Below are 23187 nucleotides of genomic sequence, written 5' to 3'. Positions count from 1 at the left end.
GCCGTTCCCGTACGGCTTACGGCTGCAGCAGATCGACCTTCACGTCGGCCGGGAAGCCGGTCGTCGGACCGACCCGCCGGGCGAACTCGGCGACCGCGGCCAGCTGCGGCCCGCCGAAGCGGAAGTCCAGCGTGGTGAAGTACTGCTCCAGTACCCGCTCGTCGAAGTCCTCCCAGCGGGCCGCCTGCTCGGCGACCTTGCCGACCTCGTCCAGGGAGAGGTTGCGGGAGGTGAGGAAGGCCTCGTGGACCTTGCGGGTGATCTCCGGCTCGCGCTCCAGGTAGTCCCGGCGCGCCGCCCAGACCGCGAAGACGAACGGCAGCCCCGTCCACTGCTTCCACAGCGCGCCGAGGTCGTGCACCTCCAGGCCGAAGCGCGGGCCGTCGAGCAGGTTCGCCCGCAGGGCCGCGTCCCCGATGAGTACCGCCGCCTCGGCCTCCTGCATCATCAGGCTGAGGTCGGGCGGGCAGGTGTAGTAGTCGGGCTGGACGCCGTAGCGGTCGGCCAGGAGGAGCTGGGCGAGACGGACGGAGGTGCGCGAGGTCGAGCCGAGCGCGACCCGGGCGCCGTCCAGCTCGTCCAGCGGGACCTGCGAGACGATCACGCAGGACATCACCGGTCCGTCGCATCCCACCGCGATGTCCGGGAAGGCGACCAGGTCGTCCGCGTTCCTGAGGAACTCGACGAGGGTGATGGGCCCGATGTCGAGGTCTCCCTGCACCAGCTGCTCGCTGAGCTTCTCGGGGGTGTCCTTGGTGAGCTCGAAGTCGAGGAGCGTGCCCGTTCTCGCGAGCCCCCAGTACAGGGGCAGGCAGTTCAGGAACTGGATGTGGCCGACGCGCGGCCGGGTGCGAGAATTGTCCACATCGCGAGGCTAGACCCCATGGGGTACGGTGCAGCCTTCAGGGTGGTGTGTCGGCGTCACCGGCGCCCCGTCAACCCCACTCAGACGATCTTCAAACGTCTGGGTGACGTGATCTTGCCCTCTATTGCTTTCGGCTGCCCGCGTGCTAGGCTCGCCGCAAGTTGCAGTTTGGTTTCCCTTGCAGTACAGAGCCTGCGGAGCATGTAACCGCGGGCTCTCGTCGTTTTCAGACGTATGCAGTTGTGCAGCACTGTTTTCACACTTGCAGGTTCTGGAGCAGGGCAACCCTTTGGGCCCAAGGAGGGCTTATGGCTACCGGAACCGTGAAGTGGTTCAACGCCGAAAAGGGCTTTGGCTTCATCGCCCAGGAAGGTGGCGGCCCGGACGTGTTCGTCCACTACTCCGCCATCAACGCGAGCGGTTTCCGCTCGCTGGAGGAGAACCAGCAGGTCTCCTTCGACGTGACCCAGGGCCCCAAGGGCCCGCAGGCGGAGAACGTCACCCCCGTCTGATTCGGTCTCGGAGCCTGGTGCTTTGATCCGGAACTGAGAGCAGTACCCAAGGAGCCCCGCGCCGCAAGGCAGCGGGGCTCCTGCCTTTTTCCCCACATCTGCCCCGTACGGCTCACACATGCTGCATGACCAGCACGAACGTCGTCCCGGGCGCCAGCGCCTCGTACGAGTGCGGCACATCCCCGCGATACGTCATGTAGTCCCCGGGCCCGAGTTCCTCGGTCTCCCCCGCCGGGCCGGCCTTCAGCCTCCCCGTGGACACGATCAGGTGCTCCACCGAACCCGGGATGTGCGGCTCCGACTCACGGGCGGGTCCTGGCTCCGCGCGCAGGTGGTAGATGTCACGCCGGGCGCCGGGGGGGCTCGCGGAGAGCAGGGTGGCCCGGTAGTCCGCCCGTTCGGAGGCCACGACCGGCCCCTCTCCCGCCCTGATCACGTGCACGGCAGGGGCGGGCGGCTCCACCAGCGCGCTGAACGGCACCCCCAGGGCCACCCCCAGCGCCCAGAGGGTCTCCACGCTCGGATTTCCGCTCCCGCTCTCCAGCTGCGACAACGTCGACTTCGCGATCCCGGCCCGTTTGGCCAGCTCGGAGAGGGACAGCCCGGCACGGGTGCGCTCGCGGCGCAGCGCGGCCGCGATCCAGTCCAGGGGGAGCCGGGGTGGCAGATCGGACGTCATGTTCGCTCCATCGGTACGACCGTTCGCCTTGACGAACGGCGCTTCTTCTGTTCACTCTAGAGAACATGCGTACGGTATGGCGAACGACCTCCGCACCCGGCCCATCGACTCCCTCCCCGTCGCGGGACCTGATCCGCGACGCCTCCCTCGTCTGGCTCGCCAGCGGCATCGTCGGTGTCTCCTTCGGAGCGATCGCCGTGGCCGGGGGTCTGCCGGTGTGGGTGCCGGTGGTGATGTCCCTCGTGGTCTACGCGGGCTCCGCCCAGTTCAGCGCGGTCGGAGTCATGCTGGCCGGGGGTGGCCCGATCGCCGCGGCGGCCACCGGTCTGCTGCTCAACACCCGCGCGGCCGCCTTCAGCCTCGCGATCGCCGACACCCTCGGGCCGGGCCGGCTCACCCGTCTGGTCGGCGCCCACCTCGTCACCGACGAGACGGTGGCCTTCGCCCTGGCACAGGCCGATCCGGCACGGCGGCGGAAGGCGTTCTGGGTCTCGGGGATCGGCCTGTTCGTCGTGTGGAACGTGGGTGTCCTGGCCGGAGCGCTGGCCGGGGGCGCGCTGGGCGACACGGCGACGTACGGACTGGACGCGGCCTTCCCCGCGGTACTGGTGGCCCTGGTGCTGCCCACCCTGCGGGCGGACGCCCGGATACGGCGGTCCGCGCTGCTCGGCGGCGCCCTGGCCCTCGCGGTGACGCCGGTCGTTCCGGCGGGGGTGCCGGTGCTGCTGGCGCTGGTGGGGCTGGTCCTGCACCGCCGCAAGGGGGCCTCCGCATGAGCGCCACGGTCGCGATGATCCTGGCCTTGGCGGTCGGGACGTACGCCTTCCGGCTGGTCGGTCCGGCGCTGCACGGGCGCGTGGAGCTACCGGCGCGGGTCCAGGAGCTGCTGTCGGCGGGTGCGGTAGTGCTGCTGGCCGCCCTGCTGGCGACGGGCACGCTGACGGAGAGCGGGGGCTTCGCGGGCTGGGCACGTCCGGCCGGGGTCCTGGTCGGGGGCGTGCTGGCGTGGCGGAGGGCACCGTTCGCGGTGGTGGTACTGGCGGCTGCGGGGACGGCGGCGGTGCTGCGGGCGGCGGGGGTGGGGTGAGTGGGAGTGGGGCAAGCGGCGGTGGGGTGAGCGGGGGTGACCGCGAGTCGCGCGGCGCTCGATCCTGTTGATCTCCTAGCCGCGACCCAGGCGCACGAGCCGAGACGGACCGACCCAGGCGCACGAGCCGAGACGGACCGACCCAGGCGCACGAGCCGAGACGGACCGACCCAGGCGCACGGGCCCAGGCGCACGGACCGGGACGGACCGGCCGAGGGGGGCGCAGGAGGTCGGGGCCGGTCCGTTGTCAGTGGTGGTCGCTACCGTTTTGAGCATGACCGAGACCCGCGACGCGACCGCGCCCGAACCCGACTTCCTCACCCGCACCCGGACGTTCTACGACGCCGTGGCCGAGGACTACGCCGCCCGGTTCGAGCGGGAGCTCGTGGGCAGGCCGTTGGAGCGGGCGGTGATCGAGGTGTTCGCAGCACTCGTGGGCGGTGAGGGGCCGGTGGCCGACCTGGGGTGCGGTCCCGGCCGGACGACGGCCCGCCTCGCCTCGCTCGGAGTGGACGTCTTCGGCCTCGACCTGTCGGAGTCGATGCTGGCGGTCGCCCGCCGCGAGAGCCCGGGGCTGCGCTTCGAGCAGGGCTCGATGCTGGACCTGGACATCCCCGACGGGACGCTGGCCGGGGCGCTCTCCTGGTACTCCTCCATCCACACCCCGGCCGACGAACTGCCCGCCCTGTTCGCCGAGTTCCACAGGGTGCTCGCACCCGGCGGCCACCTCCTGGTCGGCTTCCAGGCGGGCGACGAGCACCGTCACCACGACCGCCCCTGGGGCCGCCCGGTCTCCCTGACCTTCCTGCGCCGCCGACCGGAGGAGATGATCCGGCTGTTGACGGACGCCGGCTTCGCGCTCCTCTCGCAGACGGTGCGGGAGCCGGAGGAAAGCCTGGAGGAGACCTCCCCGCAGGCCTTCCTCATAGCCCGCAAGCCGGCGGTGGTGGCCTCCTAGAGCGCCCCGGCGACGTCCAGCGCCGCGATGTACCCGAACGTCATCGCGGGTCCGATCGTCGACCCGGCCCCGGCGTAGCTGTGTCCCATGACGGCGGCGCTGGCGTTCCCGGCGGCGTACAGGCCGGGGATCACCGAGCCGTCCGGCCGCAGCACCCGGGCCCGGGCGTCCGTGACCAGCCCGCCCTTCGTCCCGAGGTCCCCGGGGACGATGCGGAAGGCGTAGTACGGGGGCAGCCACAGGGGTGCCAGGCAGGAGTTGGGGAGGACGGAGGGGTCCGTGTAGTAGTGGTCGTACGCGCTGTCGCCGCGGTGGAAGTCGCTGTCGGTCCCTTTGAGGGCAAGGGAGTTGAAGCGGTCGACCGTGGCGCGCAGGGCCGCGGCGGGAACGCCGACGGAGGAGGCGAGGGCGTCGAGGGTCCAGGCCTTGTGCGCCGCGCCCGAGCTGTACCAGTCGTCGGGGAAGGTGAAAGTGGGGGCGACGTCCTTGAACAGGTACCGGTTGCGGTAGTTCTGGTCGACGATCAGCCAGGCCGGGATGTCCGGGTCGGTGGGGTTGCGGTCGTACATGGTGTGGACGACGTCGCTGTAGGGGCCGGCCTCGTTGACGAAGCGGGACCCCGCCGCGTTGATGAGCAGGCCGCCGGGGAGGGTGCGTTCGGCGAGACAGAAGTAGGGCTGGTCGGGGAGCGGGATGGCCGGTCCCCACCAGGCGTCGTCCATGAGGGCGAGTGCGGCGCCCAGTTGTCGTCCCGCCCGGATGCCGTCGCCGGTGTTCTCCTTCGCGCCGACCGTCCACTCCGTCCCGATGGGCTGCCGCTGGTACTGGGCGCGCATGGCACCGTTGTGCTCGAAGCCGCCGGAGCCGACGACCACGGCACGGCGGGCGCGTACCAGCCCGGGGGCGCCGTCCTTCGTGACCACCGCCCCGGTGACGGCACTGCTCTCGACGAACAGGTCGGTCAGCGGGGTGCCCAGCCGGACGGGGACGCCCGCGTCCAGCAGCCCCTTGCGCAACCCGGCGGCCAGCGACTGCCCCATCGTCAACGGCGTCTGCCCCAGCAGCGCCGCCTTCGTGCCGCGCGCCAGGCACTCGGCGGCGACGGCGGCGCCCTTGACGCTCACGGCGGCGAGGGCGAGCCACTTGTAGTCGGCGCTGAACACGACCATGCCGGAAGGAACCTGCATGTACGGCGGATTGAGATGGGCGAGTTCGGCGCCGAGGAGGTTGCCGTCGAACTGGTCGGGCTCGATGGAGCGGCCGCCCGGCAGACCGCCCGGCAGCTCCGGGTAGTAGTCGCTGTACCCCTCCATCCAGCGGAAGCGGAGCGGGCTGTTGGCCATGACGAAGGAGATCATGGCAGGGCCGTGGGCGAGGAAGGCGCTCTGCCGGGCCACGGGTACGTCCGGGCCGACGACCGCGGCGAGGTAGGCGGCGGCCTTGGCGGGGGTGTCCGGGACGCCGGCGGCGAGGATCACGGGGTTGTTGGGGATCCAGATGCCGGCACCTGAACGTGCGGCGGATCCGCCGAAGGTGGGGGCCTTTTCGACCACGACGGTGCTCAGCCCCCGCTTGGCCGCCGTGAGCGCGGCGGTCATACCGGCCGCGCCGGAGCCGATCACCACGACGTCATAGGTGCCGAGGAGGGGGAGGTCGGCGGCGGTCGCCGTGCTGGTGCCGGGGCCCGCGCCGACGGCCAGGGCGAGACCGGTGGTGCCCGCGGTACCGAGCACCTGCCTCCGGGTGGGTCGTGCCGTACGTCTCACAGGTTCCGCGCTCGTGACCATGGCAGGTCGCTCCAACCGGACGAGGGGTGGGGTGAGTTGCTCAGGCGCTCAGGTGCGGGGTGGGAATGTGGCGCGGGGGTCTTGGGAAGTCAAGGCCGGAGGCAGAAGCGGTACGGGGTATTCCGGCGGTCTGCGGCGATTGGGAATCCGGGACACCCTCGGGACGCCCGCCCGACAGCGAAGGAAATAGCCGGTCGAAAGAATCGGCCCCTTATTGCCGCCCTTCGTTCAGGGCTCACCCGTCACTCTCTTCAGGACGCTTCTTTGGCCCGGACCCGGGCCGCGGCCTGGATGGCCTGGACGTAGGGCTCGTCCTCGCACTGGGTGGCCCGGGAGAGCTCGTCGAAGGGGACGAGTGCGGCATGGCCCGGATCCCGGTTCTCCATCCAGGCGGTCCAGGCGTCGTGGACATCGGCCGCGGTGACCAGTTCCCCCTTGGCGCGCATGAGGACGGCGTAGAGAAGGAAGAGGCCGTCGGCGTCCGACGGGGGCCGGGCCTCCGGCGGCAGGAGTTCGCGGATCAGACCGGCGTCCGCGCGCAGATAACTCACGTGCAGAGTATGCCGATGAACAGACCTGCGTGCAATGCCGCAAATACCCAGGGGACTTTCCGTTCGGTCGAACCCAACTCGGTGTACCTGGTCCACCACGGGCCGTCCGGATTCCCCGTCAGTATCTCCCACTCCTGGCTGAATATCTGTAGGGGGAGCCGCGGTTCGACGGCATTGATGATGTCGAATTTCGCGTGGTTGAGCACGCGGTAACTGCGTAACTGGAGCCACCAGACGAGCGAGATGGAGATTCCGGCGAGCGTCAGTACCAGCGCGGCCCACCACGGCACATTCCGGTTTTCCGTGGCGGTGAGGCCCAGCGCGCCGATGAATGCGGTCTGAACGGAGAGGAAGAATGCGTTCGCCGCGCCGCGCCGGGCGGAGACACGGTCCGACATCTCGACGGCCATCTTGTAGAGGTCGAGGAGTTCCGGTGCGGGGTCGGGCTCTTCCGCACGGGCGGGGTCCCCGCCGGGGCCGGCCGGTTCGGACGTCACCAACTCCTGATGCCCTGACCGGAGTTGCCTCTAACCTCGCTGACATGCCCCGCGTGCCCGACGAGTGGGGGTCGGTGGGTGCTAGGCCTCCTTGTGGCCGAGCTGGATGTCGACACCCTCCTGGCTGCCGTTCAGCGTGACCTGGGTGGCCACCGACGGGTAGCCGCTGGCGATCACGGTGTACTGCTCGCTGGAGAGGTCGGTGAAGGCGTAGCTGCCGTCGACGCTCGTGGTGCGGGTCCCCACGACATTGCCTGCGGCGTCGATCAGGGAGACGCGGGCGTCGTCCAGCGCACGCCCGTCCGGCGTGCGCACCGTGCCCCGCAGGGTCGCTGCCACGACGAGCCGGATGTCGCAGCGGGCGGTCTCGGCGGTGACCGTGGCCGGTACGGCGGTCGGGCGATGGCCGGGGGCGCTGACGCTGAGCGTGTAGTCGCCGGGGAGCAGGTCGCCGATGCCGTAAGCGCCGTCCGTGGCGGTGGTGGTGGAGGCCGTCACGTCGCCGTGCCGGTCGGTGGCCACCACCAGCGCGCCGGGCAGGACCTCGCCGTCGCCGCCGTACACCGTGCCGGCCAGGCCGCCCGGGCCGGGCAGGATCACGAGGTCGTGGGAGACCGGTGCGCCGTTCAGGGTCAGCGTGAAGACCTGCGGTTGGTAGCCGGGCGCCGAGCCGATGAGGACGAAGGTGCCGCGCTCGGCGGTGTCCACCGCGTAGGTGCCGTCCTCGCGGGAGACGGCGCGGGCCAGTTGGCGTCCCGACGTGTCCAGCAGGGTGATCGCGGTGCGTGCAACGGGGACGCCCGTGCCGTTGCGCACCTGCCCGCGGATGACGGCCGCGTCCGTACGGACCGCGGTCACCGCCGCAGGACCGTCCGGGACGGGGGCCTCGGCCTGTTCCCCGGCCTGTTCCGCGGCCTCGCTCGCGTTCCTCTTCGCACGGAACAGCAGGGCCGTGACGACCGCGGCGAAGGCGAAGAACCCGGCCGACCACCAGTAGGCGACCTCGTAGCTGTGCAGGGCTGCGTTCGCCTTGACCAGGGGGTCGGACAGATGGTCCTTGGCGTAGTCGGTGGCGGCGGTCGCGGCCAGGGTGTTCAGCAGCGCCGTACTGATCGAACCGCCCACCTGCTGGGTGGTGTTGAGGGCCGCAGAGGCCACGCCCTGGTCGCTCGCCTGGACGCCGAGGGTGGCGTAGCTCATCGCCGCGGGCATCGACATGCCGAGCCCGGCACCCAGCAGCAGTAGCGGGCCCAGCACATGCGCGGCGTAGCTGCTGTCCAGGTCGAGGCGGGTCAGCCAGATCATGCCGCCCAGGGCGAGCAGCATGCCGGTGGGCACGACGATCTTGGGGCCGATCTTCGGGACCAGCCAGTTGGTGGAGATCTGCGCCAGCACCATCAGCGCGCCCACCATCGGCAGGAAGGCCACACCGTTCTTGACCGGCGAGTAGCCGAGCGTCGACTGGAGGTAGTAGGTGAGGAAGAGGAAGACGCCGAACATCCCCGCGGACGAGATCAGGATGGTCGACAGGGCGGCGGCGCGGTCGCGGTCGGCCAGGACGCGCAGCGGCAGCACCGGGTGCTCGGCACGGGTCTGCCAGAGGAAGAACGCCACCAGCAGGACGGCACCTGCGGCGAGGAAGCCCCAGGTCATCCAGTTGCCCCAGTCGTGCGTCTCCGCGTTGGCGAAGCCGTAGACGATGCCGAACAGGCCGCCGGAGACCAGGACGACACCGAGGATGTCGAGCTTCGGCCGTTCGGCGGGGATCGAGCGGCCGATGAAGACGATCGCACCGATCAGCGCCGGGACCGCGATGGCGTCGTTGACGTACAGCGTCCAGCGCCAGTCCAGGTACTCGGTGAGCAGACCGCCGAGGACCAGGCCGACGGCCGCGCCGGAGCCGGCGATGGCACCGAATATGCCGAACGCCCTGGCGCGTTCCTTGGGTTCGGTGAAGGTCGTGGTCAGCAGGGAGAGCGCGGCCGGCGCGAGCAGCGCGCCGAACAGGCCCTGCACCGCGCGCGCGACGACCAGCATGGTGAAGCCGCCGGCCGCGCCGCCCACTGCGGAGGCCGCGGCGAAGCCGACGATGCCGACGATGAAGGTCGTCTTGCGGCCGAAGAGGTCGGCGAGCCGGCCGCCGAGCAGCAGCAGACTGCCGAAGGCCAGGGAGTAGGCGGTGACGATCCACTGCCGGCCGTTGTTGTCGAACCCCAGGTCCTGCTGGGCGGACGGCAGTGCGATGTTCACGATGGTGGCGTCGAGGACGACCATGAGCTGGGCGAGGCCGATCACGGCCAGCGCCCACCAGCGGTGCTTCGACGGAGCCTGGGTGGGGCCGGGCGGCCCGGCCTGGGCGGTGGCGGCAGCGGCGGCCGGGATGACTTCCACGATGGTGCTCCCCAGATCGGTCCGAAACCGTTTCGTACACCAACCTAGGTGCAGAGAGGAGCGAAACGCAAACGTTTCGATGCGATGCCGTCGGGACGTACGAAAGATTCACACGTGGCGGCTCACCGCTCGTACAGGCTCTCGATCTCCGCGGAGAAGTCCCGCATCACGGCCTCCCGCCGCAGCTTCATCGACGGGGTCAGATGGCCCTCCACCTCCGTGAAGTCCCGGGGGAGGATGACGAAGCGGCGGATGGATTCCGGGCGGGAGACGAGCTTGTTCGCCTCGTCGACCGCACGTTGCAGGATCGCCTTCAACTCGTCGTCGTCGACGAGGAGTTCCGCGGGGACGGGGTGCCGTCCGTTCATCCGGCGCCAGTGGCTGACGCCCTCCATGTCGAGGGTGACGAGTGCGGCGATGTACGGGCGGCGGTCACCCACGACCATGCACTGGGAGATCAGGGGGTGCGAGCGCAGCCAGTTCTCCAGGGGTGCCGGCGCGGTGTTCTTGCCGCCCGCCGTGATCAGGATCTCCTTCTTGCGGCCGGTGATCGTGAGGTAGCCCTCGTCGTCGAGGCGGCCGAGGTCGCCCGTCGGGAACCAGCCGTCCGCCGAGGAGGGGATCACTCCGCCGCCGTGCGGGTCCCAGTAGCCGCGGAAGACCTGGCCGCCCTGGAGGAGGATCTCGCCGTCCGCCGCGATGCGGACCCTGGTGCCGGGCATGGGCCAGCCCACCGTGCCCAGGCGGGGCTTGAGGGGCGGGGTGACCGTGGCGGCGCCGGTGGACTCGGTGAGGCCGTAGCCCTCGTAGATCTCCATGCCGGCGCCCGCGTAGAAGGCGGCCAGGCGGCGGCCGAGCGGGGAGCCGCCGGAGATGATGTGGCGGATGCGGCCGCCCATGGCGTTGCGGATGCGCCGGTAGACGAGCGGGTCGTAGAAGGCGCGGGACGCCTTGAGGGAGGCGCCGGGGCCGGAGCCGGTGCCGGCGTGCCGGGCCTCCATCGCCTCGCCGTAGCGGACGGCCACGCTCGCCGCGCGGTCGAAGGCGGAGACCCGGCCGCCGACCTCCGCCTTGGCGCGGGCGTTGTTGTAGACCTTCTCCAGCATGTACGGGATGCAGAGGAGGAAGGTCGGCCGGAAGGTGCCCAGGTCGGCCAGGAGGTCGTCCGCCTGGAGGCTCGCGGCGTGGCCCAGGCGGACCCGGGCGCGGATACAGGCGATCGCCACCATGCGGCCGAAGACGTGCGACATGGGCAGGAAGAGCAGCGTGGCCGGGTCCTCCGACTTCGACTTGAAGATGGGGTAGAGGAGTTCGGTCGCGTTGTCGACCTCGGCGAGGAAGTTGCCGTGCGTGAGGACACAGCCCTTGGGGCGGCCGGTGGTGCCCGAGGTGTAGACGACCGTGGCGAGCGTGTCGGGGACCAACATGCCGCGTCGTACGGCGACTTCCTGGCCGGGCACGGGTGCGCCGAGCTCGGCCAGCCGCTCCAGGTGCCCCTTCTCCACGATCCACATGTGCCGCAGGTCGGGCAGTCGGCTGAGCTCCGGGCCGAGGGCCGTCGCCTGCTCGGCGGTCTCCGTCACCAGGGCCACCGCGCCGGAGTCCTGGAGGATCCAACGCGTCTGGTAGACGGAGGAGGTGGGGTAGATGGGGACGGTGACGAGGCCCGCGGCCCAGGCGGCGAAGTCGAGGAGCGTCCACTCGTAGATCGTCCGCGCCATGACGGCGATACGGTCGCCTGCCACCAGCCCCTCCGAGATCAGGCCCTTGGCGAGGGCCAGGACCTGCTCGGCGAACTCCGCCGCGGTGACGTCCGCCCAGTTCCCGTCCTGGGTGCGGCGGCTGACGACGCGGGCGTCGGGTGCCGCCTCCGCGTTGTCGAACGGCAGGTCGGCGAGCGAGCCGTGGGTGGGCGGCGGGACGAGCGGCGGGACCGACGCCTCACGCACTTCGCCGTCCAGCCGCCGTATCTCGGGCTCCACCAGCTGGGGGACGCCGTCGTAGTCGGACGCGGACGGATAGGGCACGGGCACGGACATGGCAGCTCCTGGGGCGTGCAGCTCGGTACCGCTGTGCTGTTGTACGTGCTGCGTGTACCGAGACGTTCACCAGCGGTGTGCGGCTGAGGGGTTACCGCGGGTTACCCGATAGTACGTGTCGGGCATGGGGAGTTGGTGCGGGCCCGCCGGGGGTTTTGCGGTGGGGTTGTGCCGGGGGCTGCCGTCTGTCGTCTGCGGGTCCGTTGTGGCTGGTCGCGCCCCCGCGGCGGAGCCGCAATCGATACAGCCCCGCGCCCCTATCGGGGCGCTGCCGCACCGGAAGAGTTGTACAACTCCTCGATTTGCTCGGCGAATTCCTCTGCGATCAGCTCCCGTTTCAGCTTCATCGACGGGGTCAGATGTCCCGCCTCCTCCGTGAAGTCGACCGGGAGGATGGTGAAGCGGCGGATGGATTCCGGGCGGGAGACCAGTTTGTTGGCCTCGTTCACTGCCCGCTGCAGGACCTGTCGCAACTCGTCGTCGTCCAGGATCAGTTGGGCCGGGACCGGGTGCTTGCCGCGCATCCGGCGCCAGTGGCTGACACCCTCCATGTCCAGGGTGATCAGGGCGCCGACGTAGGGGCGGGCATCGCCGACGACCATGACCTGGGAGATCAGGGGGTGGGCGCGCAGCCAGTTCTCCAGCGGGGCAGGCGCGACGCTCTTGCCGCCCGCCGTGATCAGCAACTCCTTCTTCCGGCCGGTGATGTAGAGGTAGCCCTCCTCGTCGAGGCGGCCGATGTCGCCGGTGGCCAGCCAGCCGTCGACGGTCGCCGGCACGACGCCGCCCGCGTTCGGGTCCCAGTAGCCGCGCAGGACGTGGTCACCGGCGAGCAGGATCTCGCCGTCGGCGGCGATACGGACCTTCGTGCCGGGTATCGGCCAGCCCACCGAGCCCAGACGGGGTTTGAGCGGCGGGGTCACGGTGGACGCGCCGGTCACCTCCGTGAGGCCGTAGCCCTCGTAGATCTCGATGCCCGCCCCGAAGTAGAACGCGGCCAGCCTGCGGCCCAGCGGGGAGCCGCCGCAGATCATGTAGCGGACCCTGCCGCCCATGGCGCCCCGGATACGGCGGTAGACGAGCGGGTCGTAGAAGGCGCGGGCGGCCTTCAGTGCGGCGCTCGGGCCGGGTCCCGTACCGGCGTGGCGGGCCTCCACCGCCTCCCCGTACCGCCGGGCCACGCCCGCCGCGCGGTCGAAGGAGGTGACCCGGCCGCCGACCTCCGCCTTCGCGCGGGCCACGTTGAACACCTTCTCCAGCATGTACGGAATGGCGACCAGGCAGGTCGGCCGGAAGCTCGCCAGGTCCGGCAGGAGTTCGTCCGCCTTCAGGCTCGGCGCGTGACCCAGCCGGACCCGGGCGCGGATGCAGGCGACCGCGACCATGCGGCCGAAGATGTGGGACATCGGGAGGAAGTGCAGGACGGAGGCCTCTTCGCTGGTCCGCGCGCGGAACACGGGATAGAGGAGCTCGATCGCGTTGTCGACCTCGGCGAAGAAGTTGCCGTGGGTGATCGCACAGCCCTTGGGGCGGCCGGTGGTGCCCGAGGTGTAGACGACGGTGGCGAGCGTGTCGGGGCTCAGCATCCCGCGCCGCACGTCCACTTCCTGGTCCGGCACCTGGCCGCCCTGCTCCGCCAGCCGCTCCACATGGCCCTTCTCGACGACCCACAGGTGCCGCAGGTCCGGCACGCGGTCGCGTTCCGGGCCGAGGGCCGCCGCCTGGGCGGCGGTCTCCGTGACGAGTGCGACCGCGCCGGAGTCCTGGAGGATCCAGCGGGTCTGGAAGGCCGAGGAGGTGGGATAGATCGGGACGGTGACCAGGCCCGCGGCCCAGGCGGCGAAGTCCAGGAGCGTCCACTCGTAGATCGTCCGCGCCATCACACCGAGCCGGTCCCCCGGCACCAGCCCCTCGGCGATCAGGCCTTTCGCCGTCGCCAGCACCTGGTCGGCGAACTCTGCCGCCGTCACGTCCGCCCACCGGCCTGATTCGGTGCGACGGCTGAGCACCTTGTCGTCGGGGGCGATGCGGGCGTTGTCGAAGGGCAGGTCGGCGAGCGAGCCGTAGGTCACCGACGGGACGAAGGGCGGCACGGAGACCTCGCGCACCTCCCCGTCCAGCCGCCGGATCACGGGCTCCACGAGTACCGGCGTGCCGTCGTACGTCGTGGCGTGGACGACGGCGGGCGCGGACGGCTGCGAGGTGGACACGGGCGACTCCAGACGTTCACCAGAGTTGCCCTGCGGGGGAGTTGCCGCAGGCTGGGGGGAGGTGATCGTACGGCGCGCCCGTGATGAGCCGGTGTGGGTTCCAAGGTGGTCCGGCGGCGGGGATGCGTCGGGGATGTGCAAGCTCGTGGCTTTTCTGGCCGATAGCGACGGGCCGGACGGGATGGTGAACGTTTTTCATCTTCTGACCCGCCCCCACCTGCCCTTACCTCGGGTAACCTGACTCTGGAGTAAGCAGAGCCGCTCATGGGGAGTCTCGGAATGTCGATGTCCGTCGTCCTGCCCGGTACGCCCGCCCTCGGGCCGCTGCTCGCCCGCGGCGCCCTGCTGTCCCCCTTCAAACGCCCGCGCCCGGACGCCGACTTCCCCCGCAGCCGGCTCGTCCTGCCCGGACTGCGCATCGACCTCGCGCGGCTGGCGGCGTACGAGCGGGTGTGCGGCTTCGCGACCGGCGAGGACGCGCTGCCGCCGACCTATCCGCAGGTGCTGGGCTTCCCGCTGGCCATGCGGCTGATGAGCGACCGGGGCTTCCCGCTGCCGCTGCTCGGCCTGGTCCACACCTCGATCGAGATCACGCAGCGGCGCGCGCCCACGGCGACCGGGGAGTACGAAATCGCCGTGTACGTCGGCGGGCTGGAGCCGCATCGGCGCGGCACCGAGGCCTCGGTGATCACCGAGATGCGGGCCGGCGGGGAGGTCGTCTGGGAGTCGCGGAGCACCTATCTGGCACGGCACCGGACGCAGCAGTCCGGTGAGCCGGCCGGGGACGACCGGGAGCAACTGCCCGCCGTCGCCGAGTGGCGGCTGGCCGCCGACGTCGGGCGGCGGTACGGCGCCGCGTCCGGCGACCGCAACCCCATCCATCTGCACCCGCTCACCGCCCGCCTCTTCGGCTTCCCGCGCGCCATCGCGCACGGCATGTGGACGGTGGCCCGCTGCCTCGCCGCGCACGGCGTGCCCGAACGCGCCCGCGTGGAGGCGCGGTTCAGGGCCCCGGTGCTGCTGCCGGGGACGGTGACGTATGCGGCGGACGGGGAGCGGTTCGAGCTGCGCGGGAGCGGGGGCCGCGTCCATGTGAGCGGAAGCGTCAGCGGCCTCGGGGCGGCTGACGCCTCGTCATGACTCCGGGGTGGGCGGCGGCGACCAGGGCCGCCCGTCCATGAGGTTGCCCAGGCCCGCCCAGGCGAAGTTCATCAGGGTGGCCGCCGCCTGGCGGGCCGTGGTGCCGGGGGTGGCGTTGGCCCAGGCGGCGAGGGCTTCGGCGGCCCCGACCAAGGCCTCGGCGAGTCCGGCGACCTCCCGTTCGGGGAGGTTCGGATTGCGGTGGGCCTCCCTCGCCGCGACGACGATGAGCTGCGTCACGAACGCGACGATCTCCTCGCGCATCGCGGTGACCTCGGCCGCGAAGGGCTCGCGGGTACGGGCCTGCAGATGCAGCACGGCCCAGCCGTCCGGGTTCTGCGCGGTGTGCGTGAAGAACGCCCGCAGCCCCTCCCAGAGCTGACGGTCGGCGGGCAGCTCGGGCCTGACCCCGGCCCGGACGGCCTCGACGAGCGCCGTCGCCTCCCGGCGGATGCAGGCCGTGAACAGGTCTTCCTTCGAATTCAGGTACAGGTACACCAACGGCTTGGACACGCCCGCCAGTTCGGCGATCTCGTCCATCGACGCGGCCATGTACCCGCGCTGCCCGAAGGTCCGCACGGCGGCGTCCAACATCTGCTGCTCACGGACCGCGCGCGGCATCCGCTTGGTCTTCACGGCACCCATGGGGCAAGGGTAATTGGGAGCGGGCGCCCTCAACCCCGTTAGGAGGCCTGGGGTGCCTGGCCCTGCGAGCGGCTCGCGTCGTCCGCCTCGTCCTCCTGGGCGGCGTTCGCCGCGAAGCCGGCCTTCATCCGGTCGACCCGCTCGACGACCTGCACGGAGGCGCGGTCCCGCTCCTTGCGCAGGACGACGAAGCTGATGGGAGCGGAGATCACCAGCGCCAGCAGGCAGATCCACATGAAGTTGGAGGCGCCGTAGCCGCGCGGGACGATGCCGGAGTAGACGAGGCCCCAGACGACCACGAAGCAGCCCGCGAAGATCCCGAGGCGCATCAGCGTGTAGCGGAGCATCTCAATCCACTCTTCCGTCAACGGTACGAACATTCCCAAAGGGCACCGTCCAGTGAAGCACGCCCGGGACCCGATCTTGCAGGGGGGTGTGCGGGCTCTCAGCCCAGCGGCAGCAGCATGAAGACGTCGTCGCGGTAGTCGTCCGGGGCGACGCGGATGGCGCCCGGGACCCGGCCGACCTCCTTGTAGCCGCAGGAGCCGTAGAACCGCTCCAGGCCGTTCCCGCCGCGGCAGGTGAGCCGGATCGCGTCGATCCCGTCGAAGCCGCGGGCCGCGTCCTCGGCGGCGGCGAGGAGGTCCCGGCCGTATCCCTTGCCCTGGTGGCGGGGGTGCACCATCACCGTGTACAGCCACACCCAGTGCTGCATCAGCCGGTGGGTGTTGAAGCTGAAGAAGGCGCTCGCCGCGACCGCACCCGACTCGTCCAGCCCGACCAGCAGCCGGCTCCGCCCCTCGGCCATGGCGACGAAGTGCTTCACGAGCTCCGGCCGTATGTCCTCGGCCGTGACCGGCGGTACGAAGCCGACCGAACCGCCCGCGTTCGAGACGTCGGCCCACAGGTCGAGGATCCCGTCGCGCAGGGCGGGAGTGACGGCGGGGTCGAGAGTGAAGGTAAGGGACACCGGGCAATGGTACGCATTACGACAGCGCCCGCGCCGCCACCTCGAGATCCGAGACGAGACCCCGGTAGGCCGCCTCCCTGTCGTCCGCCCGCAGTACCGCCGAGGGGTGCACGGTCGGCACCAGCCGCTCCCGCCTGCCGTGGATCTCCTCCTCCAGGACCGTCCCGCGCACCTGCGTGACCCGGAACGAGGAGCCCAGCAGCGCCTTCCCGGCGGTCGCCCCCAGCACCACGATCAGCTCGGGTTCCACCACGGCCAGCTCGGCGGCCAGCCACGGTCCGCACGCCGTCATCTCGCGCAGGCTGGGCGCCTTGTGGATACGGCGCTTGCGGGGTTCGGCCTGGGTGAACTTGAAGTGCTTGACGGCGTTGGTGACGTACGCGTCCGCCGGATCCAGCCCGGCCTCGGCGAGAGCCCGGTCGAGCAGCTTGCCCGCAGGCCCGACGAACGGCTTCCCCTGCCGGTCCTCCTGGTCCCCGGGCTGCTCCCCGACGAGCATCACGCGCGCGTGCGCGTTCCCCGCACCGAAGACGGTCTGCGTGGCGTCCCGGTGCAGCGGGCAGCCCCTGCATTCCGCCGCCGCCTTGCGCAGGGCGGGAAGCCCGCCGCGCTCGGGAAGGAAGGGCTCAGCGGTATAGGCATCCTCGGGAGCCTTCGTAACCATGCGCCCCGAGTACCCCCGCAAGGGGCGCGGGACCGTATCTGTTTGCGGCTCCGCCGCGGGGCGCGACAAGCCCCCGCCAACCCGCAGCCGAACTCAGACCCGCATCGGCTGCGGAGATTCCCGACGAGCCGGGTCCGGGCCCTCGTACTCCCGAATGATCTCGTACCGGGTGTTCCGCTCCACCGGCCGGAACCCAGCATCCCGGATCAGATCCAGCAGATCCTCACGGGTCAGTTTGTTCGGCGTGCCGTAATTGTCGGCGTCGTGCGTGATCTTGTACTCGACGACCGACCCGTCCATGTCGTCCGCCCCGTGCTGCAGCGCGAGCTGCGCGGTCTGCACACCGTGCATGACCCAGAAGACCTTGACGTGCGGGACGTTGTCGAACAGCAGCCGGGAGACCGCGAAGGTCTTCAGCGCCTCCGCGCCGGTCGCCATCTGCGTCCGGGCCTGGAGCCGGTTGCGGACCTTGCCGTCCTTCATGTCCACGAAGTCGTGCTGGTAGCGCAGCGGGATGAAGACCTGGAAGCCGCCGGTCTCGTCCTGGAGCTCCCGCAGCCGCAGCACGTGGTCGACGCGGTGCCGCGGCTCCTCGATGTGGCCGTACAGCATGGTGCACGGGGTCTTCAGACCCTTCTCGTGCGCCAGGCGGTGGATGCGCGACCAGTCCTCCCAGTGCGTGCGGTGGTCGACGATGTGCTGGCGGACCTCCCAGTCGAAGATCTCCGCGCCGCCGCCGGTGAGGGACTCCAGGCCCGCGTCGATCAGCTCGTCCAGGATCTCGCTCGCGCTCAGCCCGGAGATCGTCTCGAAGTGGTGGATCTCCGTGGCCGTGAAGGCCTTGAGCGAGACGTTCGGCAGGGCGGCCTTGAGCTCCCGCAGCGAACGCGGGTAGTAGCGCCACGGCAGGTTGGGGTGCAGGCCGTTGACGATGTGCAGCTCGGTGAGGTTCTCGCCCTCCATCGCCTTGGCGAGCTTCACCGCCTCCTCGATGCGCATGGTGTACGCGTCCTTCTCGCCCGGCTTGCGCTGGAAGGAGCAGTAGGCGCAGGAGGCGGTGCAGACGTTGGTCATGTTGAGGTGCCGGTTGACGTTGAAATGGACCACGTCACCGTTCTTGCGCGTGCGCACCTCGTGGGCGAGGCCGCCGAGCCAGGCCAGGTCGTCCGACTCGTACAGCGCGATGCCGTCCTCGCGGGTCAGCCGTTCACCGGCCCTGACCTTGTCCTCCAGCTCGCGCTTGAGCCCGACGTCCATACCCTCAACCTCTTTCTACGACAGCTCGACCCCACCGTACGCCTACGATCTCAGACCTCTTCGGGCAGTTCCCCGACCCGGTTCTCCCACTTCGTGGAGAGCACGATCGTCGTACGCGTACGGGAGACCCCCTTGGTTCCGCTGAGCCGCCGGATGATCTTCTCCAGGCCGTCCACGTCGTTCGCCCGCACCTTGAGCATGTACGAGTCGTCGCCGGCGATGAACCAGCAATCCTCGATCTCGCTGAGCTCCTTCATCCGCTGGGCCACGTCCTCGTGGTCGGCGGCGTCGGACAGCGAGATGCCGATGAGGGCGGTGACGCCGAGGCCCAGCGAGGCTGCGTCCACGGTGGCGCGGTAGCCGGTGATGACGCCGGCCGCCTCCAGCCGGTTGATGCGGTCGGTGACGCTGGGTCCCGACAGGCCGACGAGGCGCCCCAGCTCCGCGTACGAGGCCCGGCCGTTCTCCCTCAGGGCCTGGATGAGCTGCCTGTCCACCGCGTCCATGCGATTCGATGCCTTCCGCTGAAGATTCCCGAGTAGATGAGAGGTACTGCGGCGTGCCCTACCGGCCGGCGCTCCCGCCGCCCAGTTCGCCCGCCCAGCGCCGGTACAGACCGTGCTCGACGCCCGCCGCGTCCAGCACCCGCCCGGCTACGAAGTCCACCAGGTCCTGGATGTGGGTGGCGCCCGCGTAGAAGGCGGGCGAGGCGGGCACCACGGTCGCGCCCGCGTCGTCGAGCGCCACCAGGTGCCGCAGGGTCTGACCGTTCAAGGGGGTCTCCCTCACGGTCACGACCAGCGGCCTGCGTTCCTTGAGCGTGACACTCGCCGCGCGCTGCAGCAGGTCCTTGGAAAGGCCGAGGGCGACACCGGCCACACAGGCGGTGGAGGCGGGCACGATCAGCATGCCCTTGCTCGGGTACGAGCCCGAGGACGGCCCCGCGGCCAGGTCCCCGGCGGGCCAGTACCGCACCCCGTCGACGTCCGCGTCATAGACCCCGGGCTTGCCCTCGGCCCCCCGGCCCAGCCATTCCCGCAGGTCGTCGCGCCAGTGCGCGTCGCGGAACGAGATCCCGGTCTCGTCCAGGAGCGTGAGTCGCGAGGCCCGGCTGACGACCAGGTCCACGCTTTCGCCGGCCTCCAGGAGCGCGCGCAGCACCGACGCGGCATAAGGCGTGCCGGAGGCCCCGGACACCCCTACGATCCAAGGTGTACGCGCCGTCTCTCCTGGCTTGGCTGGGTTCACAACACCGAGCCTATCCGGCCTCGCAGGGTGGGAACCGGTCGAGGGGGCTCGGGCGTTCTTCAGGCGGGGACGAGTGAGCGGTGGGGGTTGCCATGTCGGACAGCGGGCTCGAGTGGTCGCGCGGGGACCGGGCGAAGGCCGCGGCCAAGCTGATGGTGGGCTGGGTCGCGCTGCTGTGGCTGCTGGAAGTGGTCGACGTGATCAGCGGCCATGCGCTGGACGGGCTGGGCATCACACCGCGCGAGCCGTCCGAGCTGGTGGATGTCGTACCGGCCGCGTTCATCCACTTCGGATTCGCCCATGTGGCCGCCAACAGTGTGCCGCTACTGGTCATGGGCTTCCTGGCGGCGCTGGGCGGGATACGCCGGTTCGCCGCGCTGTGCCTGTTCGTCATCGTGGCGGACGGACTGGGGGTGTGGCTCATAGCCCCGGCGCACACCAACACGGCGGGCGCCTCCGGCCTGATCTTCGGCCTCTTCGGCTTCCTGCTGGTCAGCGGCTTCGTGGAGCGGCGGCCGCTGGGCGTCGTGGTGGGTCTGCTGGTGGGTGCGGTGTGGGGCGGCTCGATCCTGCTGGGCCTCTCCCCGCTGCAGACGGGCGTCAGCTGGCAGGGCCATCTGATCGGCCTGGCGGCGGGCGTGGCAGCGGCGTTCTGGTTCCGGCGGCGTGTGGAGGCCCGCGCGATTCAGGGGTGAGGGCTCGCTTCCGGATCCACGGGAAGGCGGTCGGTGTCGATGGCCAGCCGTCCGATCTTGGTCTCCACGGTGACCTTGCCGCCGTAGGGAAACGTGTCGCGTCCCAGGTAGCCGTCCGGACCGGGGTTCCAGAGCGTGACGAGATGTCCCTTCGTGGGATCGAAGATCAGGTAGTTCGGGATGCCTCGCGCCGCGTACTGCTTGTTCTTGACCTCGTAGTCGTTGCGGACACTGGACGGCGAAACGACCTCGATGGCGAGCTCCATCAGGTCAGGCGCGTAAGCGGTGAGGTTGCGGTTCTTCTCGGCCGCCGGGATGAGGGCAAGGTCAGGGCAGAACTCGAAGTCCTCGCTGAACGGGATCGCGACATCGCTGATGAAGGCCCACTCCTGGCCGAGCTGAGCTTCCAATTGGGTCCACAGCCGCACGATGGTCTCGTTGTGGAACGGCCTGAGCGGACTCATCACGATATTGCCCTCGACAATCTCCATCCGGTACCCGCGGAACATGTCCTCGTACCGGGCGAGCTGCGAGTGCAGACGGTCGCTGTCCGAGACGGTCACGTCAGCCTCCCTCTCTCTGCACTCGATGGTAGGCCGCACCGTAACTACACGGTCAGACCCCGAACCAGAAGATCAAGCAGCGCACACACGAACAGGGCAATCCCGATGAACCCGTTGACGCTGAAGAACGCCCTGTTCAGACGGGACAGGTCGTTCGGGCGCACGATGTTGTGCTCGTAGACGAACGCGCCCGCGACGATCATCAGGCCGACCCAGAAGAAGCCGCCCGCGTCCGTCACCACGGCGTACCAGACGAGCAGTGCCGTCACCACGGCGTGGCAGACCCGCGCGACCCAGATGGCGACCGGGATGCCGAAGCGCGCCGGGACCGACATCACGCCGATCTCGCGGTCCGTCTCCACGTCCTGGCAGGCGTAGATCAGGTCGAAGCCGCCGATCCAGATGCCGACCGCGAGGCCGAGGATCACCGCGTCCCAGGACCACTCCCCGCTGATCGCCAGCCAGCCGCCGACCGGGCCCATCGCCTGGGCGAGGCCGAGGATGGCCTGGGGGAAGTTCGTGAACCGCTTGCCGTACGGGTACACCACCATCGGGATCACCGCGATGGGGGCCAGGGCGAAGCAGAGCGGGTTGAGCAGGGCCGCCGAGCCGAGGAAGACGACGACCGCGATCAGCGCGCCGGTCCAGGCGTGCTTCACCGACATCGCGCCGGTGACCAGCTCCCGCTGTGCCGTCCGCGGATTCCTGGCGTCGATCTCGCGGTCGATGATCCGGTTCACCGCCATCGCGAAGGTGCGCAGGCCCACCATGCAGATGGTGACCAGGAGCAGCCGCCCCCAGTGGATGTTCCGGTCCCACTGGAACATCGCGGTGAGCGCGGCGATGTAGGCGAAGGGCAGAGCGAAGACCGAGTGCTCGATCATCACCAGGCGGAGGAACGCCTTGGTGCGTCCTGGCTGCGGGATCGCGGCGGAGGCGCTGCTCACAGGCCGTACTCCTTCCAGCGGCGGTCGACCTTCGCCGCCGTCTCCGGGTCGGACAGGACCATCTCGGGCCAGCCGCCGTCGCGCGTGTAGCCCTCCTCGGGCCACTTCTTCGTCGCGTCGATGCCTGCCTTGCCGCCCCAGAACTGCTGGTAGGAGGCGTGGTCGAGGTGGTCGACGGGACCTTCGACGACGCTGAGGTCACGGGCGTAGTCCGTGTTGCCGAGCGCGCGCCACGCGACCTCATGGAGGTCGTGGACGTCGCAGTCGGAGTCCACGACCACGATCAGCTTCGTCAGGGACATCATGTGTGCCCCCCAGATCGCGTGCATCACCTTCTGGGCGTGCTTGGGGTACTTCTTGTCGATCGAGACGATCGCACAGTTGTGGAAGCCGCCCGCCTCGGGCAGGTGGTAGTCCACGATGTCCGGGACGATGATCTTCAGTAGGGGCAGGAAGAAGCGCTCGGTCGCACGACCCAGCGGTCCGTCCTCCGTCGGAGGCCGGCCTACGACGATCGACTGAAGCAGCGGCCGCTTCCGCATGGTCACGCAGTCGATCTTCAGCGCGGGGAAGGGCTCCTGCGGGGTGTAGAACCCCGTGTGGTCGCCGAAGGGCCCCTCGGGGAGCATCTCGCCGGGCTCCAGCCAGCCCTCGATGACGACCTCCGCCTGTGCCGGCACCTGCAGCGGCACGGTCTTGCAGTCGACCATCTCGATCCTCTTGCCGGCGATGAACCCGGCGAAGAGATACTCGTCGATGTCGCCGGGGAGCGGCGCGGTGGAGGCGTAGGTGACGGCGGGCGGGCAGCCGAAGGCGATCGCGACCGGCAGCCGTTCGCCCCGCCTGGCGGCGACCTGGTAGTGGTTGCGGCTGTCCTTGTGGATCTGCCAGTGCATGCCGATGGTGCGCCGGTCGTGGCGCTGCAGCCGGTACAGGCCCAGGTTGCGGATGCCGCTCTCCGGGTCCTTGGTGTGGGTGAGCCCCAGGTTGAAGAAGGACCCGCCGTCCTGCGGCCAGGTGAAGAGGGCCGGCAGCTGGTCCAGGTCCACGTCGTCGCCGGTGAGGACGACCTCCTGGACGGGGGCTTCCTTCACCTTCTTCGGCGGTACGTGCGTCATCGCGCCGAGCTTCCCGAAGGCCTCGCGGACGCCGACGAACCCGTGCGGGAGCTCGGGACGCAGCAGCCCGCCGATCTTCTCGCTGATCTCCCCGTACGACTTCAGCCCGAGGGCCTTGAGCAGCCGTCGGTCGGTGCCGAAGACGTTCATCGCGAGGGGCATGGCGGAGCCCTTCACGTTCTCGAAGAGCAGCGCCGGGCCCCCCGCCTTCTGCACCCGGTCGACGATCTCCCCGACCTCCAGATACGGGTCCACCTCGGCCTTGATGCGCTTGAGGTCACCCTCGCGTTCCAGTGCCCTGAGCAGGGAGCGAAGATCGTCGTAAGCCATGCGTCCCAGTATCGCCGAGCCCCTCGGACCCCCG

The 23187-nt window shown here is 70.3% G+C and carries 24 protein-coding genes; 6 read left to right on the top strand and 18 right to left on the bottom strand.

What is annotated here, in order from left to right; all coding sequences use genetic code 11:
- Positions 1–16 precede the first annotated feature (16 nt).
- A complete protein-coding gene (locus ACFY1E_RS36680; RefSeq protein WP_389084057.1) occupies positions 17–865 on the bottom strand; it encodes a menaquinone biosynthetic enzyme MqnA/MqnD family protein in 849 nt (282 codons plus the stop codon).
- 308 nt (positions 866–1173) lie between these two features.
- On the opposite strand from ACFY1E_RS36680, the gene ACFY1E_RS36675 reads away from it, so the two are divergent.
- Complete coding sequence (locus ACFY1E_RS36675) at positions 1174–1377, top strand: cold-shock protein (RefSeq protein WP_003992177.1); 204 nt, start codon at positions 1174–1176, stop codon at positions 1375–1377.
- 112 nt (positions 1378–1489) lie between these two features.
- Here ACFY1E_RS36675 and ACFY1E_RS36670 read toward each other — a convergent pair whose 3' ends face one another.
- Positions 1490–2056 carry a helix-turn-helix domain-containing protein gene (locus ACFY1E_RS36670; RefSeq protein WP_389084055.1) on the bottom strand — a complete coding sequence of 189 codons (567 nt, stop codon included), beginning with the start codon at positions 2054–2056 and terminating at the stop codon, positions 1490–1492.
- A 65-nt stretch (positions 2057–2121) separates the two neighbouring features.
- On the opposite strand from ACFY1E_RS36670, the gene ACFY1E_RS36665 reads away from it, so the two are divergent.
- The 3 genes from ACFY1E_RS36665 to ACFY1E_RS36655 all read left to right on the top strand — a co-directional run bounded on the left by ACFY1E_RS36665 (position 2122) and on the right by ACFY1E_RS36655 (position 4101).
- Entirely contained in the window at positions 2122–2832 is a 711-nt protein-coding gene (locus tag ACFY1E_RS36665) for an AzlC family ABC transporter permease (RefSeq protein ID WP_389084052.1), read from the top strand.
- Positions 2829–3143 (top strand): AzlD domain-containing protein, encoded by a 315-nt coding sequence (locus ACFY1E_RS36660; RefSeq protein WP_389084050.1) that lies wholly within the window; start codon positions 2829–2831, stop codon positions 3141–3143. The genes ACFY1E_RS36665 and ACFY1E_RS36660 overlap by 4 nt, the downstream gene beginning before the upstream one ends.
- A gap of 274 nt (positions 3144–3417) precedes the next feature.
- Positions 3418–4101, top strand: a complete 684-nt coding sequence (locus ACFY1E_RS36655) for a class I SAM-dependent DNA methyltransferase (RefSeq protein WP_389084047.1) — start codon at positions 3418–3420, stop codon at positions 4099–4101.
- On the opposite strand, the gene kstD is transcribed toward ACFY1E_RS36655, so the two are convergent.
- From kstD to ACFY1E_RS36625, 6 genes are all read right to left on the bottom strand, one after another.
- Entirely contained in the window at positions 4098–5888 is a 1791-nt protein-coding gene (kstD, locus tag ACFY1E_RS36650; protein ID WP_389084045.1) for a 3-oxosteroid 1-dehydrogenase, read from the bottom strand. The genes ACFY1E_RS36655 and kstD overlap by 4 nt on opposite strands.
- A gap of 251 nt (positions 5889–6139) precedes the next feature.
- Positions 6140–6439 (bottom strand): hypothetical protein, encoded by a 300-nt coding sequence (locus ACFY1E_RS36645; protein ID WP_389084042.1) that lies wholly within the window; start codon positions 6437–6439, stop codon positions 6140–6142.
- A complete protein-coding gene (locus ACFY1E_RS36640) occupies positions 6436–6936 on the bottom strand; it encodes a hypothetical protein (RefSeq protein WP_389084040.1) in 501 nt (166 codons plus the stop codon). The genes ACFY1E_RS36645 and ACFY1E_RS36640 overlap by 4 nt, the downstream gene beginning before the upstream one ends.
- A gap of 81 nt (positions 6937–7017) precedes the next feature.
- Positions 7018–9318, bottom strand: a complete 2301-nt coding sequence (locus ACFY1E_RS36635; protein ID WP_389084305.1) for an MFS transporter — start codon at positions 9316–9318, stop codon at positions 7018–7020.
- A 131-nt stretch (positions 9319–9449) separates the two neighbouring features.
- Positions 9450–11366 carry an AMP-dependent synthetase/ligase gene (locus ACFY1E_RS36630; RefSeq protein WP_389084037.1) on the bottom strand — a complete coding sequence of 639 codons (1917 nt, stop codon included), beginning with the start codon at positions 11364–11366 and terminating at the stop codon, positions 9450–9452.
- Between the two features lie 257 nt (positions 11367–11623).
- Complete coding sequence (locus tag ACFY1E_RS36625; protein WP_389084035.1) at positions 11624–13576, bottom strand: AMP-dependent synthetase/ligase; 1953 nt, start codon at positions 13574–13576, stop codon at positions 11624–11626.
- 285 nt (positions 13577–13861) lie between these two features.
- On the opposite strand from ACFY1E_RS36625, the gene ACFY1E_RS36620 reads away from it, so the two are divergent.
- Positions 13862–14716 (top strand): MaoC family dehydratase, encoded by an 855-nt coding sequence (locus ACFY1E_RS36620; protein WP_389084303.1) that lies wholly within the window; start codon positions 13862–13864, stop codon positions 14714–14716.
- Here the strand turns inward: ACFY1E_RS36620 and ACFY1E_RS36615 are convergent.
- The 7 genes from ACFY1E_RS36615 to ACFY1E_RS36585 form a co-directional block, all read right to left on the bottom strand.
- Positions 14711–15361, bottom strand: coding sequence for a TetR/AcrR family transcriptional regulator (locus tag ACFY1E_RS36615; RefSeq protein WP_389084032.1), 651 nt, complete (start codon positions 15359–15361; stop codon positions 14711–14713). The genes ACFY1E_RS36620 and ACFY1E_RS36615 overlap by 6 nt on opposite strands.
- A 38-nt stretch (positions 15362–15399) precedes the next feature.
- Positions 15400–15708, bottom strand: coding sequence for a DUF4229 domain-containing protein (locus tag ACFY1E_RS36610; RefSeq protein ID WP_389084030.1), 309 nt, complete (start codon positions 15706–15708; stop codon positions 15400–15402).
- A 98-nt stretch (positions 15709–15806) separates the two neighbouring features.
- Positions 15807–16331, bottom strand: coding sequence for a GNAT family N-acetyltransferase (locus tag ACFY1E_RS36605; protein ID WP_389084027.1), 525 nt, complete (start codon positions 16329–16331; stop codon positions 15807–15809).
- Positions 16332–16347: 16 nt separating this feature from the next.
- On the bottom strand, positions 16348–16995 hold the full coding sequence (locus ACFY1E_RS36600) for a UdgX family uracil-DNA binding protein (protein WP_389084024.1): 648 nt from the start codon (positions 16993–16995) through the stop codon (positions 16348–16350).
- 93 nt (positions 16996–17088) lie between these two features.
- Positions 17089–18252, bottom strand: a complete 1164-nt coding sequence (mqnE, locus tag ACFY1E_RS36595) for an aminofutalosine synthase MqnE (RefSeq protein ID WP_365833719.1) — start codon at positions 18250–18252, stop codon at positions 17089–17091.
- Between the two features lie 50 nt (positions 18253–18302).
- The gene (locus ACFY1E_RS36590) at positions 18303–18758 is read right to left on the bottom strand and encodes an Lrp/AsnC family transcriptional regulator (RefSeq protein ID WP_030945405.1); all 456 of its coding nucleotides are present in this window, start codon (positions 18756–18758) and stop codon (positions 18303–18305) included.
- Between the two features lie 58 nt (positions 18759–18816).
- Positions 18817–19449: a UbiX family flavin prenyltransferase gene (locus ACFY1E_RS36585; RefSeq protein WP_389084020.1), complete on the bottom strand. Its 633-nt coding sequence runs from the start codon at positions 19447–19449 to the stop codon at positions 18817–18819.
- Between the two features lie 143 nt (positions 19450–19592).
- Between ACFY1E_RS36585 and ACFY1E_RS36580 the strand changes: the two genes are divergently transcribed.
- A complete protein-coding gene (locus ACFY1E_RS36580; RefSeq protein ID WP_389084018.1) occupies positions 19593–20195 on the top strand; it encodes a rhomboid family intramembrane serine protease in 603 nt (200 codons plus the stop codon).
- Here ACFY1E_RS36580 and ACFY1E_RS36575 read toward each other — a convergent pair.
- Genes ACFY1E_RS36575 through ACFY1E_RS36565 form a run of 3 tightly spaced genes read right to left on the bottom strand, consistent with a single transcriptional unit; the run spans position 20186 to position 23153 of the window.
- Entirely contained in the window at positions 20186–20758 is a 573-nt protein-coding gene (locus tag ACFY1E_RS36575; RefSeq protein WP_389084015.1) for a Uma2 family endonuclease, read from the bottom strand. The two genes, ACFY1E_RS36580 and ACFY1E_RS36575, sit on opposite strands and share 10 nt — an antisense overlap.
- Positions 20759–20802: 44 nt before the next feature.
- Positions 20803–21705: a menaquinone biosynthesis prenyltransferase MqnP gene (gene mqnP / locus ACFY1E_RS36570; RefSeq protein WP_389084013.1), complete on the bottom strand. Its 903-nt coding sequence runs from the start codon at positions 21703–21705 to the stop codon at positions 20803–20805.
- Positions 21702–23153, bottom strand: coding sequence for a menaquinone biosynthesis decarboxylase (locus tag ACFY1E_RS36565; RefSeq protein ID WP_389084010.1), 1452 nt, complete (start codon positions 23151–23153; stop codon positions 21702–21704). Before ACFY1E_RS36565 ends, mqnP begins: the two co-directional genes overlap by 4 nt.
- Positions 23154–23187: the final 34 nt, after the last annotated feature.

The organism is Streptomyces sp. NPDC001604 (assembly GCF_042893475.1).
In the GTDB taxonomy this organism is placed as follows: Bacteria; Actinomycetota; Actinomycetes; order Streptomycetales; family Streptomycetaceae; genus Streptomyces.
Note: the sequence above shows the minus strand (reverse complement) of the source record. Positions and strands in the feature narration are given on the sequence as shown.